The 17,810-nt window shown below is 62.4% G+C and carries 15 protein-coding genes, 1 pseudogene and 1 riboswitch; of the genes and pseudogenes, 12 read left to right on the top strand and 4 right to left on the bottom strand.

Annotation, left to right across the window (positions count from 1 at the left end; translation table 11 throughout):
- Positions 1 to 5: 5 nt before the first annotated feature.
- The 6 genes from AC56DV_RS09520 to AC56DV_RS09545 all read left to right on the top strand — a co-directional run bounded on the left by AC56DV_RS09520 (position 6) and on the right by AC56DV_RS09545 (position 8,142).
- Positions 6 to 2,564, top strand: coding sequence for a chemotaxis protein CheB (locus AC56DV_RS09520; protein WP_496314048.1), 2,559 nt, complete (start codon positions 6 to 8; stop codon positions 2,562 to 2,564).
- Positions 2,561 to 3,904: a sensor histidine kinase gene (locus tag AC56DV_RS09525; RefSeq protein WP_496314049.1), complete on the top strand. Its 1,344-nt coding sequence runs from the start codon at positions 2,561 to 2,563 to the stop codon at positions 3,902 to 3,904. The genes AC56DV_RS09520 and AC56DV_RS09525 overlap by 4 nt, the downstream gene beginning before the upstream one ends.
- A 74-nt stretch (positions 3,905 to 3,978) precedes the next feature.
- A complete protein-coding gene (locus tag AC56DV_RS09530; protein ID WP_496314050.1) occupies positions 3,979 to 6,123 on the top strand; it encodes a S46 family peptidase in 2,145 nt (714 codons plus the stop codon).
- 93 nt (positions 6,124 to 6,216) lie between these two features.
- Positions 6,217 to 6,840 carry a nicotinamide riboside transporter PnuC gene (gene pnuC, locus AC56DV_RS09535; protein WP_496314051.1) on the top strand — a complete coding sequence of 208 codons (624 nt, stop codon included), beginning with the start codon at positions 6,217 to 6,219 and terminating at the stop codon, positions 6,838 to 6,840.
- 25 nt (positions 6,841 to 6,865) lie between these two features.
- Complete coding sequence (locus AC56DV_RS09540; protein ID WP_496314052.1) at positions 6,866 to 7,399, top strand: AAA family ATPase; 534 nt, start codon at positions 6,866 to 6,868, stop codon at positions 7,397 to 7,399.
- Positions 7,396 to 8,142 (top strand): hypothetical protein, encoded by a 747-nt coding sequence (locus AC56DV_RS09545; RefSeq protein WP_496314053.1) that lies wholly within the window; start codon positions 7,396 to 7,398, stop codon positions 8,140 to 8,142. Before AC56DV_RS09540 ends, AC56DV_RS09545 begins: the two co-directional genes overlap by 4 nt.
- Positions 8,143 to 8,155: 13 nt before the next feature.
- Here the strand turns inward: AC56DV_RS09545 and AC56DV_RS09550 are convergent, their stop codons facing one another.
- Together AC56DV_RS09550 and AC56DV_RS09555 are read right to left on the bottom strand one after the other, a co-directional pair.
- Positions 8,156 to 10,285 (bottom strand): TonB-dependent siderophore receptor, encoded by a 2,130-nt coding sequence (locus AC56DV_RS09550; protein WP_496314054.1) that lies wholly within the window; start codon positions 10,283 to 10,285, stop codon positions 8,156 to 8,158.
- A gap of 48 nt (positions 10,286 to 10,333) precedes the next feature.
- A riboswitch (TPP riboswitch) is annotated at positions 10,334 to 10,433 on the bottom strand.
- Between the two features lie 14 nt (positions 10,434 to 10,447).
- Entirely contained in the window at positions 10,448 to 11,608 is a 1,161-nt protein-coding gene (locus tag AC56DV_RS09555; protein ID WP_496314055.1) for an iron-containing alcohol dehydrogenase, read from the bottom strand.
- Between the two features lie 129 nt (positions 11,609 to 11,737).
- On the opposite strand from AC56DV_RS09555, the gene AC56DV_RS09560 reads away from it, so the two are divergent.
- Positions 11,738 to 12,148, top strand: a complete 411-nt coding sequence (locus AC56DV_RS09560) for a GFA family protein (protein ID WP_496314056.1) — start codon at positions 11,738 to 11,740, stop codon at positions 12,146 to 12,148.
- A 16-nt stretch (positions 12,149 to 12,164) separates the two neighbouring features.
- On the opposite strand, the gene AC56DV_RS09565 is transcribed toward AC56DV_RS09560, so the two are convergent.
- Positions 12,165 to 13,202 carry a diacylglycerol/lipid kinase family protein gene (locus tag AC56DV_RS09565; RefSeq protein WP_496314057.1) on the bottom strand — a complete coding sequence of 346 codons (1,038 nt, stop codon included), beginning with the start codon at positions 13,200 to 13,202 and terminating at the stop codon, positions 12,165 to 12,167.
- Between the two features lie 514 nt (positions 13,203 to 13,716).
- Here AC56DV_RS09565 and AC56DV_RS09570 point away from each other — a divergent pair.
- From AC56DV_RS09570 to AC56DV_RS09590, 5 genes and pseudogenes are all read left to right on the top strand, one after another.
- Positions 13,717 to 14,382, top strand: coding sequence for a hypothetical protein (locus AC56DV_RS09570; RefSeq protein ID WP_496314058.1), 666 nt, complete (start codon positions 13,717 to 13,719; stop codon positions 14,380 to 14,382).
- 292 nt (positions 14,383 to 14,674) lie between these two features.
- Complete coding sequence (locus AC56DV_RS09575) at positions 14,675 to 15,010, top strand: hypothetical protein (protein ID WP_496314059.1); 336 nt, start codon at positions 14,675 to 14,677, stop codon at positions 15,008 to 15,010.
- A gap of 76 nt (positions 15,011 to 15,086) precedes the next feature.
- A pseudogene (locus tag AC56DV_RS09580) lies at positions 15,087 to 15,392 on the top strand (hypothetical protein); the annotation flags it as partial.
- A gap of 142 nt (positions 15,393 to 15,534) precedes the next feature.
- Positions 15,535 to 16,524, top strand: a complete 990-nt coding sequence (locus AC56DV_RS09585) for an IS5 family transposase (protein WP_496314060.1) — start codon at positions 15,535 to 15,537, stop codon at positions 16,522 to 16,524.
- Positions 16,525 to 16,704: 180 nt separating this feature from the next.
- A complete protein-coding gene (locus AC56DV_RS09590) occupies positions 16,705 to 17,346 on the top strand; it encodes a hypothetical protein (protein ID WP_496314061.1) in 642 nt (213 codons plus the stop codon).
- 179 nt (positions 17,347 to 17,525) lie between these two features.
- Here AC56DV_RS09590 and AC56DV_RS09595 read toward each other — a convergent pair whose 3' ends face one another.
- Positions 17,526 to 17,804, bottom strand: coding sequence for a helix-turn-helix domain-containing protein (locus AC56DV_RS09595; RefSeq protein ID WP_496314062.1), 279 nt, complete (start codon positions 17,802 to 17,804; stop codon positions 17,526 to 17,528).
- Positions 17,805 to 17,810 lie beyond the last annotated feature (6 nt).

Below are 17,810 nucleotides of genomic sequence, written 5' to 3' on the forward strand. Positions count from 1 at the left end.
CACCAATGAATCAAAGCGATCCCGCCGAGCCGTTGTCGGCATCCAGGCCAGCCATTCCCGTGGTAGGCATAGGCGCGTCGGCCGGCGGGCTGGAACCGATCTGCGAGCTGCTGGCGGCGGTGCCGCCGAACAGCCCCCTGGCTTACGTCGTGGTGCAGCACCTGGACCCGCAGCACGTCGGCATGCTGCCCGAATTGCTGCAGCGCGTCACGGCGATGCCGGTGCAGGAAGCGGCCGACGGCATGGTGGTCGAAGCGGGCAACGTCTACGTGATTCCGCCCAACCGCGACCTGGGCTACGCGCGCGGCGCCCTGCGCCTGATGCGCCGCCAGCGCGCCCAGTCCCTCTCGATCGACCATTTCCTGAACGACCTGGCTGCCGAATGCGGCCCGCTGGCGGCCGGCGTGGTGCTGTCGGGCATGGGCAGCGACGGCAGCGCCGGCCTGCGCGCCATCCAGGAGCGCGGCGGCCTGACGCTGGCCCAGCAGCCCGTGTCGGCGCGCTTCACCGCCATGCCGCAAAGCGCCATCGATTCCGGCAGCGCCGACATCGTCGCCCGCGCCGGCGAGATGCCGGCCCTGATCGCCGGCCGCCTGGCCCACCAGCAGCCGCTCAGCGCGTTGCCCGGCGCGCCGCGCCGCAACGCGCTGAGCGAACTGCTGCAATTCCTGCTGACCCGCACCGGCAACGACTTCGCCGGCTACAAGATGAACACCGTGATGCGCCGCATCGAGCGCCGCATGGCGCTGCACCAGTGCGCCACGCTGGAGGCCTATGTCGGCCTGCTGCAGGACAATCCGGGCGAGGTGCAGCTGCTGTTCAAGGAAATGCTGATCGGCGTGACCAATTTCTTCCGCGACCAGAAAGTGTGGGAGCAGCTCAAGGCGGTGGCCTTGCCGCAGCTGCTCGAAGCACACCCGGACGGCGGCGCCTTCAAGGCCTGGGTGCCGGCCTGCTCCACCGGCGAGGAAGCCTATTCGCTGGCCATGGTGTTCAGCGAGGCGGTCGAGCATGTGAGCCCAAAAGCCAAATACAGCTTGCAGATCTTCGCCACCGATCTCGATCCGGACGCCATCGACCGCGCCCGCGATGGCCTGTTTACGCACAGCATCGAAGCCGACGTGTCGCCCGAGCGCCTGCAGCGCTTTTTCGTGCCCGACGAACGCGGCTACCGGGTGCGCAAGGAACTGCGCAATATGATCATTTTCGCGCAGCAGAACATCATTTCCGATCCGCCGTTCACCAAGCTCGACGTGCTGAGTTGCCGCAACCTGCTGATCTATTTCAGCCCCAAGCTGCAGCAGCGCCTGATCCCGCTGTTCCATTACGCGCTCAAGCCGGACGGCCTGCTGCTGCTGGGCAGCGCCGACACCCCGGGCCAGTTCACAGAGCTGTTTGCGCCGCTGCCGGGCATGAGCCGCATTTACCAGCGGCTCAATGCCGGCACCCAGAGGCTGGTACACTATTTTCCAACCAAGGTGGCGGCAGCCGCCCGCATACCCAACGAAGCCAGGTCAGTATCCATGAACGGCAATCTCCAATCGCAGGTCGAGCAGCTGCTGCTGAAAAAGCACACGCCGGCGGCCGTCCTGCTCAACCGCGACGGCGACATCCTCTACATCCACGGCCGCACCGGCACCTATCTGGAGCCGGCGGCGGGCAAGGCCAACTGGAACATCCACGCCATGGCGCGCGACGCCCTGCGCTACCAGCTGGACGACCTGCTGCAGCGCGCGCTGGCCAGCGAAGGGCCGCAAGTGCTGCGCGGCCTGGTGATGAAGAACGCCAGCGGCCAGGAACTGGCGGTGGACTTGAGCGCCGAAGCGCTGCACGACGGCGATGCGCTGGAAGGCATGGTGCTGGTGACCTTCTTCAGCGCGCCGCGTCCGGCCGGGCGCCGCGCGCGTTCGGCCAGCCCGCGCGTGACCGAACTGGAACAGCAGCTGGCCCAGGCGCGCCTGGAAATCCAGGCCGTGCGCGACGAAATGCAAACCTCGCGCGAAGAGCTGCGCTCGGCCAACGAAGAGCTGCAATCGACCAACGAGGAGCTGCAGTCCGCCAACGAGGAGCTGACCACGTCGAAGGAGGAGATGCAGTCGCTGAACGAGGAGCTGTACACCGTCAACGCCGAACTGCAATCGAAGGTAGACGACCTCTCGCTGGTGAACAGCGACATGAAGAATCTGCTCAACAGCACCGACATCGCCACCATCTTCCTCGACAACCTGCTGCACATCCGCCGCTTCACCACGCAGGCCACGCAGGTCTACAAGCTGATCGCCGGCGACGTGCAGCGCCCGCTGAGCGACATCTCCAGCGACCTGATTTACCCGGAGCTGGAGCAGGACGCCGAGCAAGTGCTGCGCACGCTGGTGTTCAGCGAAAAGCAGATCCCCACCCGCAACGGGCGCTGGTTCACGGTGCGCATCATGCCTTACCGCACGGTTGACAATGTGATCGACGGCCTGGTGCTCACCTTTATCAACATCACCGGCGCCAAGCAGCTGGAATCGCAGTTGCGCGCGCTGAGCCTGGCGGAAGGTGGAGGAGGAGGCCCATTGTGAGCCGAGGCAAGCACCCGGGCAGCGACCAGCTGCGCCAATGGCAGGCGCTCCAGCTCAGCAAGATAGAGCTGGAACTGCAGCAAGAGGCGCTGGCGGCGCTGCAGGAAAGCAGCGACCGGGCGCAAGCCGGCCAGGCGCTGTACCAGCAACTGTTCGAGCTGTCGCCGGCCTGCACCTACGCGCTGGACCAGGCCGGGATCGTGGTCTGCGCCAATAAGGCCGGCGCCGCGCTGCTGGCGCAAAGCGCCGCCGCGCTCAAGGGCCAGCCTTTCGAGCGTTACCTGGCGCCGGAGCAGCAGCAGCGCTGGCGCGCCTTCGCGGCCATCTTGCGCAGCGGCGATGGCCGGGCCGGCATGGAAACGCAGCTGTTTTCCGGCATCCCCGATGCCTGTGCGGTGCGCATCGACGCCCGCCTGGATGCGGCCTCCGGCCTGTGCTGCCTGGTTATCTCGCCGCTGGCCGCGGCGCCGTCGGCGCAGCCGGACAGGGACGCAGCCGGCCGGCGGGAGCAGGCCGTCTACGACCATGCGCTGCTGGCGGCCGACCGGCTTAGCGCGCGACTGGAGGCGCAAATGGCGCAGCAGGGCGCCCTGGCCATGGCATCGCAGGTGGCCGCGCAAGTGGCCGAACGCACCGCCGCGCTGACGCGGGACAACACGCAACTGCGCCTGCTGGCCGACCACGAAGCGAATGCGCTGGAAGCGGCGCGGCTGGACATGGCGCACGCCATGCACGACGACGTGGGGCAGAACCTGCTGGCGCTGCGTATCGAGGCTGCGCTGCTGGACCAGCGCACCCGGCTGCACGAAGGGCCGCTGCACCGGCGCGCCAGCGCCGCGCTGGCGAATGTGGACGCCACGCTGCGCAGCGTGCGCACCATCCTGAACCAGCTGCGGCCGACCGTGCTGGACCTGGGCCTGCAGGCGGCGGTGGACTGGCTGCTGGCCGAGTTCCGCAAGCGCAGCGGCCTGGTTTGCACACTGGACGTACCGGACGAGCAAGTGTTCGAGTGCCTGGAGGGCGGCGCCGCCCTGATGCTGTTCCGCCAGTTGCAGGCCTTGCTGGCATCGCTGCAGCGTGACGGCGGCGCCAGCGCAGTGGCGGTCAGCCTGCGGCGCCTCGGGCGCTCCGGCGCGATCCTGCTGGTGACCGATGACGGCGCCGGCGACAGCGCCGGAGACAGCGAAGCCGGCGGCGGGGTTGTCCTTGCCGGGCGCCGCCAGCGCCAGGCGCTGGCGATGCTGGCCATCGGCGAGCGCCTGCGCGCCCACGGCGGCGTTCTGGAGGTGGATTACGGCGCGGCCCAGGGCTGCCGGGTCTGCATGCGCTTGCCGGGCTAGCAATAGCTAAAAAGCATTTTCAGCGGCAGGCGCAAGGTCTATACTGCCGCAGCTTTTCACATTAGGGGACCATCTTGTTCAAATCGCTAGCTTTTTCAGCACTGCCGGCCGCCTTGCTGGCCGCCTTCAGCCCTGCCCACGCCGACGAAGGCCAGTGGCAGCCGCACCAGCTGCCGCAGCTAAAGGCCGAGCTGAAACGCATCGGCATCGCCATCCCGGCTGAAAAACTGGCCGACCTGTCCAAGCACCCGATGAGCGCCATCGTCTCGACCGACGGCTGCTCCGCCTCCTTCGTCTCGCCGGACGGCCTGGTGGTCACCAACCACCACTGCGCCTACGGCGCCATCCAGCGCAACTCCACGCCGGAGCACAACTACATCGCCAACGGCTTCCTGGCCAAGACCCGCAGCGCCGAGCTGCCGGGCGGCCCGAACCTGCAGGTCTACGTGACCGACAAGGTGGAAAACGTCAGCGCCCGCGTGCTGCAAGGCCTGGACAAGCTGGGCGGCAAGGCCCGCCACGAGGAAGCGCAAAAGCGCATCAAGGCCCTGATCGCCGAATGCGAAACCGACAAGATGTACCGTTGCTCGGTGCCGAGCTTCCACCGCGGCGCCGAGTACTACCGCATCCGCCAGATGCAGATCCGCGACGTGCGCCTGGTGTACGCGCCGTCCGACAAGATCGGCAACTACGGCGGCGACATCGACAACTACGAATGGCCGCGCCACACCGGCGACTACTCCTTCCTGCGCGCCTACGTGGGCAAGGACGGCCGCCCGGCCGACCCGTCGCCGGACAACGTGCCGTATAAATCCAAGGACTACCTGGTGGTCTCCGCCGAAGGCCTGAAGAACGGCGACCCTATCCTGCTGGCCGGCTACCCCGGCCGCACCAGCCGCTACAAGCTGCCGGTGGAGATCCGCAACGCGCGCGATTCGGCCTACCCGCTGCAGGCGGCCGAATACCAGTCCGACCTGGACACCATCGCCGCCGCCACCAAGGGCGACGCGGCCGGCGAAGTGCGCTACGCCAGCGTTGTCAAGAGCATCAACAACCGCATGAAGAAGACGCTGGGCCTGATGGACGGCTTCGCGCGCAAGGACCTGGCCGCCGTCAAGGACGCGCAGGACGCCGAGTTCCGCGCCTGGTACGCCAAGCAGCCCGGCGTATCGGCCAGCATGCTGGCCGAGCTGGACGCCGCGATCGCCGCCGACATGGCGCTGTCCGACGAGGAATTCGCCTGGGGCGTGGCCACCAATAGCGACCTGCTGAAAAGCGCGCGCACCCTGTACCGCCTGGCGCTGGAAAAGCAGAAGCCGGACGCCGAGCGCAAAGCCGGCTACCAGCAGCGCGACATCAGCCCGATCAAGGCCCGCCTGACCCGCCTGGAACAGTCGTTCACGCAGAAGGTGGACCAGGCCCGCTACGCCGACGGCCTGGCGCGCTACGCCAAGCTGGCCGCCAAGTCTCATCCGCAGGGGCTGGACGCGCTGCTGCCGGCCGTGGCCGACGTGCCGGCGCTGTACGCGCAGACCAAACTGGGCGCCACCGCCGAGCGCCTGGCGCTGATGGACAAGGACGCCGCCGCCATCGCCGCCTCGGACGACGCCTTCCTCAAGCTGGCCGTCAAGCTGCACGCCGTGGGCCTGTCGCTGGAAGAGCGCCGCATGGAAGTGGACGGCAACCTGGAACGCGTGGTGCCGCAATACATGGCCGCCGTCATCGCGTGGAAGAAATCGCAGGGCAAGCCGGTGTATCCGGACGCCAACTCCACGCTGCGCGTGACCTACGGCACCGTGTCGGCCTATTCGCCGAAGGACGGCTTGACCAAGGGCCCGTTCACCACCGTGGAAGGCATCGTCGAGAAGCACACCGGCAAAGACCCGTTCATCGCGCCGGACAACCTGATCGACGCGGTGAAAGCCAAGCGCTACGGCCAGTTCAAGGACCCGGTGCTGGGCACCGTGCCGGTGAACTTCCTGAGCAGCGCCGATACCACCGGCGGCAACTCCGGTTCGGCAGTGATGAACAAGCGTGGCGAGCTGATTGGCCTGAACTTCGATTCGACCTATGAATCGATCACCAAGGACTGGTACTTTGACACCGCCATCACCCGCGCCATCCACCTCGACATCCGCTACATGCTGTGGGTGATGAAGGAAGTGGACCACGCCGACAACCTGCTGCAGGAAATGACCATCAAGTACCCTAAAAAATAGACAGGGTAGCTTTCATGAAGAAGGGGCCGGGCTCGATATTGAGCCCGGCCCCTTTTTGCTTCATAATCGACGGTTCACCTTCGATCGCCCGCCATGAATGAATCATTTGCCCTGTTCGGGCTGAGCACCACACCCATAGAACTGGTTTCCTTTGTGCTTTCCGTCATGACGGTGCTGCTCAACATCCGCCAGAACCACTGGGCCTGGCTGTTCGCCATCCTGTCCTCGGCCACCTACGGCGTGGTGTTCTACGGCGCCCGCCTGTATGGCGACATGGCGCTGCAACTGGTGTTCATCAGCGTATCGTTCTGGGGCTGGTACCAGTGGCTGCACGGCGACGCCACGCACGAGCGCCTGCCCGTCACCCGCACCACGCAGCGCGGGCTGTGGGTGGCCGCCGCCGGCTGGGCCGTGGGCTTCGCGGTGCTGGCCTGGTTCCTGCACAGTTTCACCGACACCGACGTGCCGAAGACCGATGCCTTCCTCACCGCCGGCAGCCTGGTGGGCCAGGTCCTGCTGTCGCGCAAAAAGCTCGAGAACTGGCATGTGTGGATCATCGTCGACGTGATATACGTGGGGCTCTACATCCACAAGGGGCTGATGCTGACCGCGCTCCTGTACGGCATGTTCGTGGTGATGGCCGCCATCGGCCTGCTGGCCTGGAAAAAGTCCATGGGCGAGGGCGGTCCGGCGGCCGAAGCGATGGTGCTGAAATGACGGTGACTTTTTTGATGGTAGCGCCATGACGCCCGTGCTTCGCGTCGCCATCGTCGGCTCAGCGTCGTCCGGCAAAACCACGCTGGCGGCGCGCCTGGCGCAGCACTACCGCACCATCTGGGTGCCGGAGTATTTGCGCGAATTCGTCGACACCGAGGCGCGCCTGCCGGTGTCGTCCGACCAGATCCACATCGCCCGCACCCAGGTGGAGCGCGAGGAAGCGGCCCTGCCGCAGGCGCGCCGTTTCCTGTTCTGCGACACCACGCCGCTGATGACGGCGGTCTACAGCCGCCACTACTTCGGCGGCATCGACGCCGAACTGGCCGCGCTGGCCGCCTCGCACCGCTACGACATCACCCTGCTGTGCGCGCCGGACCTGCCCTGGGTGCCCGATGGCCTGATGCGCGAGCCGGAGGACGCCAGCGGCCCTGTCAGCGCGCTGCTGCTGGACGAACTGGCCGCGCGCGGCATTGTGTACACGCTGGTGAGCGGCCCGCCTGAACAACGCTTGATGAAAGTCGAGCAAGTGCTTGGAAGGCCTGCTACATTAGCAGGATGAAAAGCGCACGCGCCATCTCCGGTTTTCTGTTCGCCGCCTCGCTCGGCGCAGCACCGCTGCAGCCGGCCGGCGCCGCCACCGGCTACTACCTGGTTTCAATCTACGACATGGAAGGCCAGAAGTCGATCGACTTCAAATACTGGAACGCCGACTACAAGCGCTATTCCAGCACTTCCTCCCCCGAGCTGGGCTTCGGCTACGGCGTCACGTCGCGCTGGTACACCGAGTTGTCCGCCGTCTGGATACGCAGGCACGGGCGCAGCGACAGGCTGGCATCGGTGGAGTGGCAGAACGACTACATGCTTACGCAAGGCCAGTATCCCTTCGACCTGGCGCTGCACACCACCGTGGCCCGCAGCGACAGCAGTCCGCACAGCTACAGCGTGGAGATCGGCCCGGCGCTGCAGACCGAGGTCTGGCGCACGCAGTTCAATTTCAACGTCTTCCTGCAGCGCGACTACCGCACCGGCCAGCCGGAACAGACGCAGCTGGCCTACCAGTGGCAGGTGAAGCAGCGCTGGAAAAGCTGGCTGCAGCCCGGCATCCAGGGCTTTGGCGAAGTGGGGAAGTGGAACGACTGGCTGCCGGAGAAGCGGCGTTCGCACCGGCTTGGGCCGGCGCTGTTCGGCACCTTGGAGATGGGCGCCGGCCAGGAGCTCAAGTACGACGCGGCCTTGCTGGTGGGGCGGAATTCAGCCCGCACGGCGAAAAGCTTCGCCCTGCGGGTGCAGTACATCTTCTAAGCCGGAAGCCGGATCAGAAGTCCAGCTGCGCGGACAGCTTGACGGTGCGCCCGGCGCCCGGGAACAGGTAGCCGCCCAGGTCCGGCGTCACGTCGCGCCAGTAGAACTTGTCGGTGGCGTTGTAGACCTGCGCGCGGAAGGTGGCGGCGGTGACGCCGATCTTCGTGGCGTAGGAAGCGCCCAGGTTCAGCGTGCTATAGCTCGGCACGAAGAAGGTGTTCTCCGGATCGAAGGCTTTCTTGCCCGCGTGCTGCCAGTTGGCGTTGATCTTCAGGCCCGCCACTTGCGGCACCGCGTATTCCGCGTACAGCGTCGACTTGAACTTCGGCACATTGGTCACGCGCTTGCCGTCCATGCTGGCCAGGCCGGTGCCGCTTTGCTCGGTGTCCAGCGCCATGGCGCTGAAGGCCAGCATCAGGTCCGGCGTGACGTGGCCCTGCGCCGACAGTTCCAGGCCGTGATGCTGCGCGCGGCCGTTGCGCACATAGGTGTTGGCGGTGTCGGTGTATTCCAGGCCTTTGCGGATCTGGAACACGGCCATGGCCAGGCTCAGGTCCTTGTACAGGTCCGCCTTCACGCCCAGCTCGATCTGCTTGGACAGCGACGGCGCCAGCGCTTCGCCCTTGTTATTGGTCAGGCGCGGCGCGATGCCGCCGCGTTCCAGGCCTTCGGCCCAACTGGCGTAGGCCGACACGTTGGCGCGCGGCGAAAACACCAGCGACAGGTTCGGCAGCCAGAAGCTTTCATCGGTGCGGTTCACGGCGGCCACCTGGTTGCGCTCAACCTTGGTATGGCGCGCGCCGGCGTGCAGCTTCAGCTGGTCGGTCAGGCTCACCACGTCCTGGAAGAACACCGCGCGTTCGCGGTCGCTGCGGCGCTCGGAAACGGGGCCGCTGGTCAAGCCTGTGGGCTGGACCACCACTGGGTGATAGATATTGCTGGTGCCGGCCCATTCGTACAGGTCCTGGCCCCACTTCTCGCTGTTCTTGTAGAAGGAGTAGCCGGCCGTGACGGCGTGGCTGAAGGCGCCGGTGGCGAATTTACCCTGCACCATGGCCTGCACGGCTTGCGGCTTCTTGCGCTCGCCCAGGCTGATGTAGTCGTAGACGTCGTAGTCGCCGTTGCCGCAGAAGCCCGGATACAGGTTCTCCGCGCCGCAGCCGTAAGGGAAGGCGGTGTAGTCGTCGCGCTTGAAGGAGTGGCTGTTGGCGGTAACGGTGGCGTTCCAGTCCGGGTTGAACTGGTAGGTGAAGCGCGCGCCGATGTTGCTGCTCTCGGTCTCCACCGGGTAGCTCCACGGCTGGTCGTTCAGCATGGTGTCTGCCGGGATGTTGGGCAGCGTCTGGTTGTTAATCAGCTGGAAGCCGGGCACGGACACCTGCGCCTTTTTCTGGAAATCCGCGTCCAGCTGCAGCAGTGCCTGCGGCGAAATCTGCCAGTCGAACGCGCCCGAGATGAAGTTGCGGCGGCCGTCCGCGCCCTTGACGTAGGAGCGCAGGCGCTCGCTGGCCACATTCACGCGGTAGCCGAAACGGCGGTCCTCGAAGCGGCCGCCCACGTCCACGGCGCCCAGCACCGTGCCGCGCTCGCTCGCTTCCACGATGACGGAGCGCAGCGGCTTGTCGGTCGGACGCTTGGTCACGTAGTTGACGATGCCGCCCGGCGTGGCCAGGCCGGCCTGCAGGCCCGCCAAGCCTTTCAGCACTTCGATGGCTTCCTTGTTTTCCAGCGGGATCTGGGTGTCGGCAGGGATGATCATGCCGTCCTTGCGGTAGCTGCTGCTGTTATCGAGCTTGAAGCCGCGGATGGAGAACTGCTCGGCGTAACCGACGGCGTTGTAGGCGTCGCCGATGCTGGCGTCGAACTTGGCCGCGTCGGTGGTGGAGCGGATGTTCAGCTCCTGCATCTTCTCGCGGTTCAGCACCGTGACGGAGGCCGGCGTTTCCAGCAGCGGCGTGTCGGTGAAGCCGGCCACGGAGGCGCGGTTGGCGCTGGTCTTGCCGGTGATGACGACCACGTCGGCCATGGCCTGGCCGGCAGGCGCAGGGGCTGCGGCAGGCGCGTCTTCCGCAAACGCGGAAACGGAAAAGGCTTGGGAGACCGCCAGGGCGATCGTGCTAATTGCGAAATTACGTGCGGACATATCGGGCTCTCGTAAACAAAGGGAGCCAACGGAAGGGAACAAAGGAGGGGAAACAACTTTGCGCTTTCCTTCGCTGGCATTATCCAGATCAGGTACGAAGGGTATCTCTCACCCGGAAAACGCGTTCCCAGGACCCCTAGCGAATTACAAGTGTAGCATGTTTTACAGGCTGAGCTCCAGCGCCGCGCGGGCTGCCGCCGCGTCCACGTCGCGGTGCTCGCCCAGTTTCACCATCTTGTGCGCTTCCAGCGCGGCCACCACGGCGTCGATGGCCGACGCGTCCAGGCCGTACCCGGACAGGCGCGTCTGCACGCCCATCTGCTCGAAGAAGCCGCGCGTGCGCTCGATGGCGGCGGCGATGCGGCTGTCCTCATCGCCTTCGGTAATGCCCCAAACCCGCGCCGCGTACTGCAGCAGCTTGGCGCGCTTGGCCTCCTTGCGCACCGTGAGGATGCCCGGCAACACGATGGCCAGCGTCTGCGCATGGTCCAGGGAGTACAGCGCGGTCAGCTCGTGGCCGATCAGGTGGGTAGCCCAGTCCTGCGGCACGCCCACGCCGATTACCCCGTTCAGCGCCATGGTGGCGCTCCACATCACGTTGGCGCGCACGTCCACGTTCTCCGGCTCGCTCAGCGTTTTCGGGCCTTCCTCGATCAGCGTGAGCAGCAGGCCTTCAGCCCAGCGGTCCTGCACCGGCGCGTTGGCCGGGTAGGTCATGTACTGCTCCATCACGTGCACGAAGGCATCCACCACGCCGTTGCCCACCTGGCGCAGCGGCAGCGTGAAGGTCTTGCTCGGGTCCAGCACGGAGAATTTCGGGAACACGTGGCGGCTATGGAAGGCGCGCTTCTCCTGCGTGGCCGCGCGCGTCACGACGCTGGCCGCGTTCATCTCGGAGCCCGTGGCCGGCAGGGTCAGCACACTGCCGAAGGGCAGGGCGGCGGTGATGTTGGCGCCGCCTTTCTTCAGGATCAGCCACGGGTCTTCGTCGCCGAACAGCGCTGCCGCCGCCACGAACTTGGTGCCGTCGATCACGGAGCCGCCGCCCACCGCCAGCAGGAAGTCGATCTTCTCCGCCTTCACGATTTCCACCGCCTTCATCAGCGTTTCGTAGTGCGGGTTCGGCTCGATGCCGGCGAACTCGATCACCGTGTGGCCGCTCAGGGCAGCCTTCACTTCGTCATAAACGCCGTTGCGCTTGATGCTGCCGCCGCCGTACAGCATCAGCACGCGCGCGCCGGCCGGCACCAGCGGCGTGATGGCCGCGATCTGGCCCTGGCCGAACAGGATTTGAGTGGGATTGTAGAAATCGAAATTAAGCAAAGCAGGCTCCTGGATAATGTGGCTGGCTTGAGCCCGTCATTATCGCTCAGCGCCGGAAAATGCGTTGGAGCCTGCGCCGACGCTTTTTGTGTGCCGCTACAATGTGGGAAACGCCATCGGGAGGACCACATGGAAACGCAAACTGCCTGGACCGGCGGCTGCTACTGCGGCGCGGTGCGCTACGAAGCAACCGGCCCCGCTTCCAGCACCACGCTGTGCCATTGCGAAAGCTGCCGCAGCATCGCCGGCGCGCCGTGCGTGGCCTGGTTCACGGTGCCGCTGGCGAGCTTCCGCTACACGCAAGGCTCGCCGCAGCGCTTCGCTTCCAGCCCCGGCGTCACGCGCTGCTTCTGCGCCCAGTGCGGCGCCCACCTGAGCTACGAATCCGCCGACGGCCCCGGCTTCATCGACGTCACCACCTGCAGCCTGGACGACCCCGAAGCGCTGCCGCCGCAAGACCATACGCAAGTGGAAGGCCAGCTCGGCTGGCTGCACTTGGGCGACGGCCTGCCGCGCTACCCGCGCAGCCGGTCCCCCTGAGCTTGCGGCGCGCCCGCTAACGGATATTGACCAGGCCCGACGCAAATGCGGGCGTATGGTCATCCGGCGCGTTGCCAGCTTGCGCTTGCGCCGGATCGGGCTTCAAGAGCAGCAATTGCTCATCCATCACGCGGAATTCCAGCGGATTGGCCATATAGGTCACCTCGCCATCGGTGGCCACCTTCACCTTTCGGCGCCGCGACAAGGTGCGTACCTTCACCTGCATCTGGGTGAAGCTGTAGGTTGCCAATTGGTCGGCTTGATCCATGCTTCCCAACCGTCCCAGCGCTCCTTGCAGCATCAGCCACAACATGCCCAGTTTGCCTTTGGTGCGCGGCGCCACCGCCGCCAGCCTGCCGTCTTCCACCGCCGCGCTCAACGGGTCAATGCCGACTTGTTCCATCTGAAGGCGATTGTTACCAACGAAGAATGTCGCGGTGCGCAGGCGCTGCAGCTTGCCGTCGATTTGCAGGACTAGGCGCAGGCGGCGATGCGGGGTCAGGATGGTTTTGATGGCGGACAGCACCGCCACCAGCCTACTCCGGCCGAATTGCTTCTTGTCGATTTCGCGCTCTTCCAGCAGCTTCGGATACAAGCCGATACTGGCGTTGACCAGGAATACGCGGTCGTTCACTATCCCAACCTGCACCGGATGCAAGCGCGCAGCAAGCAGCGCGTGCACCGCCTCGCTCAGGTTTTCGGGGATGCCGTGGGTGCGGCCAAAGTAGTTGAAAGTGCCCTGCGGCAGAACACCGAACGCGCAGCCGTGCGCGATGGCTTGGCGCGCTACTGCATTGATGGTGCCGTCGCCGCCCGCCGCCACCAGTACGCCGCCGGCGGCGGAAGCCTGCTGGGCAAGCTGGGCGGCAATCTGGTCAATGGTGTCCGGCTGATCGATGATCGTCAGCTGAAACTGCCGGCCGGAATCGCGCAGCACCGATTCGATGGTCGTGCGCCGCTCTTCGGTCTCGTCATGGCCGGAGCCGGCATTGAGAGCGATGAAGAAGGGGGCGTCGGGGCGAGTAGCAGTAGCTGGCATGGCAAAGGTGGTCAATCCATCATCACCGGCGCGGTGCGGACGGACATTGTACCGTTGGCATGAGCTTTCTCGTATTCGATAGGGGCGGGAAATGGTCCACCAAGCTATCCGCGCAGATCGGTACCTCTGATGCTTGCCTTTCCCATTGGAAACGTGACAAAATTAGCAATGCGCTTTCATTGACGTGGTCTGTTCACTCGATGACTGATTGTTTGCCCGTCGTTACTTTGCGAAATAGAAACAATAGATGATGCAATCGAAGGGTTTTGCATTCGCGGCGGTTTGTTTTGGCCTAAGTAGCGCAAGCCTTTGCTTAGGCCGCCAGTTCGGCGTAGCGGCAGGAATGGCTGGGATAGTCTTCATGGACGCTGCGTTGGCATATCGCGCTAGGCGTACAAATAACCCATAAACCTTCGGCGATCGTATGGCTGTTCTAGGGGACGTCGGCAGTCAAGATGTCGGCAGCAAACGGCCAACAGCGGCCGTTGCCGCCATAACACTTGAGAAGAAATCACAAAAATCGAAATAGATGAAAAAGATACTTACAGCAGTCCTTGGTGCTCTTGGTGTTACGTCGACAAATGTGGAAGCAGAACCACCTAAGGTGGTAAGTATGCCCGTTGAATCGATTCAATTTTCTATGCCTACCATTTCTTTGGATTCGGTCGAGTTTGATATGCCGACCGCAAGCAGCTTCAAGGGCGCACCTCAGTTTCATGAAGATGAGTGGGCTCAATTGGAGTTTTTCCCAAGGACTCGCCTTTCCGAGGTTCAACAACTTCTGAAAGAACTCAAGTCCTTCGAAGCAGAAAATCGAATTCAGTACGGATGGAAACAGATTTACAAACGCGAGCTTAGCCGCACCCCGCTAGGCTTGTCACCGGCTGATTTAGGCCGTGAATTGAACGCCCAAATCCTTCCAGCGCCCATCCTAACCACATCTTCCCAGCCTCTCGGGCAGGTACGGCATGGATATAGCTTGGAGCTGGGTAAAAATGCGTATCTCTATGGTCTGCAGGCAGATGGGCACATCACGGTGCTTGGAGTTTCATTGCAGGGCGCTGATGATATGTTGCTCTCAAATTCGTTCTTAACGCTAAATCAGCGATATGGATTAATATTGGTGGATTGGCGACAGCAGTTTGTGCTTACATCCGTAAATAGCAATGGGCAGTTTGAGTTGTGGCGTCCGTAGGCTGCTGACAGCCAAGAGCAGACGTGCAATACTTTTATTAAATAGAACAGGATGATGGCTGATGTCTAATGCATGGCCCAGTCGGGGAAAGACGGTAGCGCAGTTGATACAGGAATTGCAGACCTTCGAAAATCAAGAAATGGAAGTTCGCATTTCCCTAGATGGCGGCGCAAGCTCCGTTCCCATCTCGTTGGTGGGAAAGGTCAATGGACGTTTCGCCTTGTTGAAGAATTGCGAAGACACGCCAAGTGTTGTCAACCACCGAAATTTTTCTTAGGCTGTACCCGGCCAAATGCGGACGTTGATTGCAACTGACGATATGGGAATTTATATGGACCAGCGTGCTCTTGTCGTGCGACTTCAAACCCCGTTTGCAGAATGCTGCGCGGATGATGCCACTGCGAGTGATGTTATTCTTGCCGGACTGAGCTGGCCCTCTGACACCCCAGCCGGTTATTGGCAAGGCTTGGCTGTTGACTGGATTGAGCAAGGGGCGGCCTTGGATGCTGAAATGGCTGAATTCCTTGAGGTAATCGCGAGAACGGCAAAGTTCCCTCAAAAGCTGCGCCACAAGGCTCGGGCAATCGTGCGGCGGCGGCAACCCGAAGTACAAGCGTTTCAGCCTTGACTGTAATGTCGGCACCTGCCGGCCAATATCAGACATTCGTTACCAATTGAATTAGATGCCATAATTTAAATGCCGATGCGGTACCGTCATAAATCTTTCCCAAACCACTTCGGCAGAACGGGTATTGATTTTTGAGGAAAATATTTTATCGATTGCTGATTCTTTGCATCAGGGAAAGCAATTCAGTGATGATGAGTTTTTTCAGGCTATCGATATTGGCAAGAAAAATGTCTACGTCTGCCCAGTGTGTAGTCGAATGCACGTAGAGCACGAAGTAGGTGCTAATGTCTTCGATACCTATGTCTTAGAGGGAAAGCCACAGCAATTTTTTCAGAAATTTGTTTGCGACAGTATCCGGCCAGAACCGGACCTCGAAATTTAAAATTTTCTGATACCTCAAAAGGTAACTTCATGCGTGGTATCACCATGTCCTTAGGGAGGTGCTGATTTATTAGTCATCGTCGTCGCCGACCTCGATCCGAACCTGAGACAATACAGTACCGATCACTACTGCACAGCCGACCATGCAACGAAGCTTTTCTGACCTTGAGTACGCCGCCAAGAAGAAGCTCACACGGCGCGACCGTTTCCTCGCTGAGATCGATTCGGTGACCCCATGGGGTAAGTTGCACAAGCTGATTGAACCGTTTTACCCCAAGGCCGCAGGCGCTGGCCGCCCGCCGATTGGCCTGGCGCGCATGCTGCGCATGTACGTGGCGCAGCAATGCTTCGGGTTGTCCGACGAAGGCATCGAGGACGCGATCTACGACAGCCAGGCAATCCGTGGTTTCGTGGGCATCGATCTGAACCGCGAGTCGGCGCCGGACGCGACGACGTTGCTGAAGTTCCGTCATCTGCTGGAAGCCAACGGCCTGACGCGCCAGATCTTCGACACCATCAACGGCCATCTGGCCGAGAAGGGTTTGATGATGCGCGAAGGGACCATTGTCGATGCCACCTTGATCGCCGCGCCGCCGTCGACCAAGAACCAGGACAAGCAGCGCGATCCCGAAATGCACCAGTCCAAGAAAGGCAACGACTGGCACTTCGGGATGAAAGCGCATATCGGCGTGGACGCCACGTCGGGGCTGGTGCACACCGTCATCGGCATGGCCGGCAACGTGGCCGACGTCACGCAAGCGCACGCGCTGCTGCACGGCGACGAGATCGCCGCACTGGGCGACGCGGGCTACCAGCGCGTCGAAAAGCGCGACGAGAATCAGGATAAATCGGTGACCTGGCATGTGGTCATGAAGCGCGCGGCGCGCAAGGCTCTTCCGAACAATAAGCTGGGACGCCTGCGCGAAAAGCTGGAAGTGCTCAAGGCCAGCGTGCGGGCGAAAGTCGAGCATCCGTTTCATGTGCTGAAGAACCTCTTCCGCCATCGTAAAACGCGCTATCGGGGCTTGGCAAAGAACACCGCCCAACTGTTCTCGCTGTTCGCATTTGCCAATCTGGTACTCGCTGGCCGGCGCTTTAAATTACCCAACGCCCATACTCCGTCTCGAACGTAGCAATAAGCAGACTCGGGGGCGAATTTGCCGCTTTTTATGCCCTTCTTTGAGTTTTCGAGACCACAACTGGAACGCTGAACACGTCCAGTTCTGCCGAAAAGTTCAATTGATCAGCGCCTCCCTAACAATTTGACGCTACCGACCAGAAACGGCCGTCGGGCTTATTATTAAGATTGATCAATGAGTTTTGTGAAATACATGAAGAATTTAACTTTTCTCTTCGGGTTCATGTTGATGATTGCGGCCTGCGGTCGGGCACCCGACGAGCAGGAAAGTTTAAAGAACTTTGCCGGACAAATGGCTGAACTTCAGCGAGGCATTGCTGCCGACGAAGCAGAGTGGAAGCAGCGCTTCCGCAGCCTCTCGATGGGAAACGTTCTTCTGCCGAGTAATCTAGTTACCCTCCACGGACGAGCATCCGGCAAAGAGACACTGAAAGAGTTCCGTGCGCTAATTGCGGAGCGGGCCGATAGACGAAAAGATGCGTCAAACAAGCTCCAACAAATTATTGCGGGTATTCCTAACGAAGATATACGGGACAGTGCCCGCGCTGGTGTAAATGCCCATCACGAGGAATCGGTCAACTCGGCGGAGGAAATGGATCGAGCTCAGCTGCAACTCGCCGATGCCTACGATGCCATTATCAATTGGTCCGAACGGGAAGGAAGGAGTTTGACGGTACAGGAGAACCAGCTCAGGTTATCGACGCCGGTACAGCAGAATCAGCTAGATTCTCTGCTTTCAACTTTGAAGGCCGCGGAAAAGCGGGAGGATTTAATTGTGTCGCGTATGGAGGATATTCAGCGAAAAGCCCAGCGCTAGAAAAATAAACTGACTGTTGTTTCGAGCCAGTAAACAAATGACATGAAGATCGTTACGAGTGGTTAGGATGCCGACGGACCGTTTTTGGGAAAATTTGATAATAAGCGCGAGCGTCCGAGATGGGGCGGGAGCGGCCTGTCGTTGCATGCGACGTCTTTGATGAAGACTGAGTTCTGCACTCAATCCAGCAGCTCAGGATTGATGCCAAGGGCGTTCCCAATCGCGGTACGCTCGGACTCCGACAGTTCGCTTTGTAGCTCCTGCTCGGCATAGATCTGCCGGGAGATGCCGAGTCTGTCTGCGACTTGGGCTTGCGTAAGACTGAAATATTCGCGCCACGCGCGGGCAGGGGAGACCCCATCGAGAACGATTCGTTCGATGATCTCATGCGGGATCAAGGTATCGTCAATCTTGCCGTAGGCACCCCGCGACGGATTGAGTTCGTCAGGTTTTTTCATCGCGCC

The sequence above is a fragment of the Massilia sp. BGA-UO-ETr-WB1 genome, from assembly GCF_059567845.1.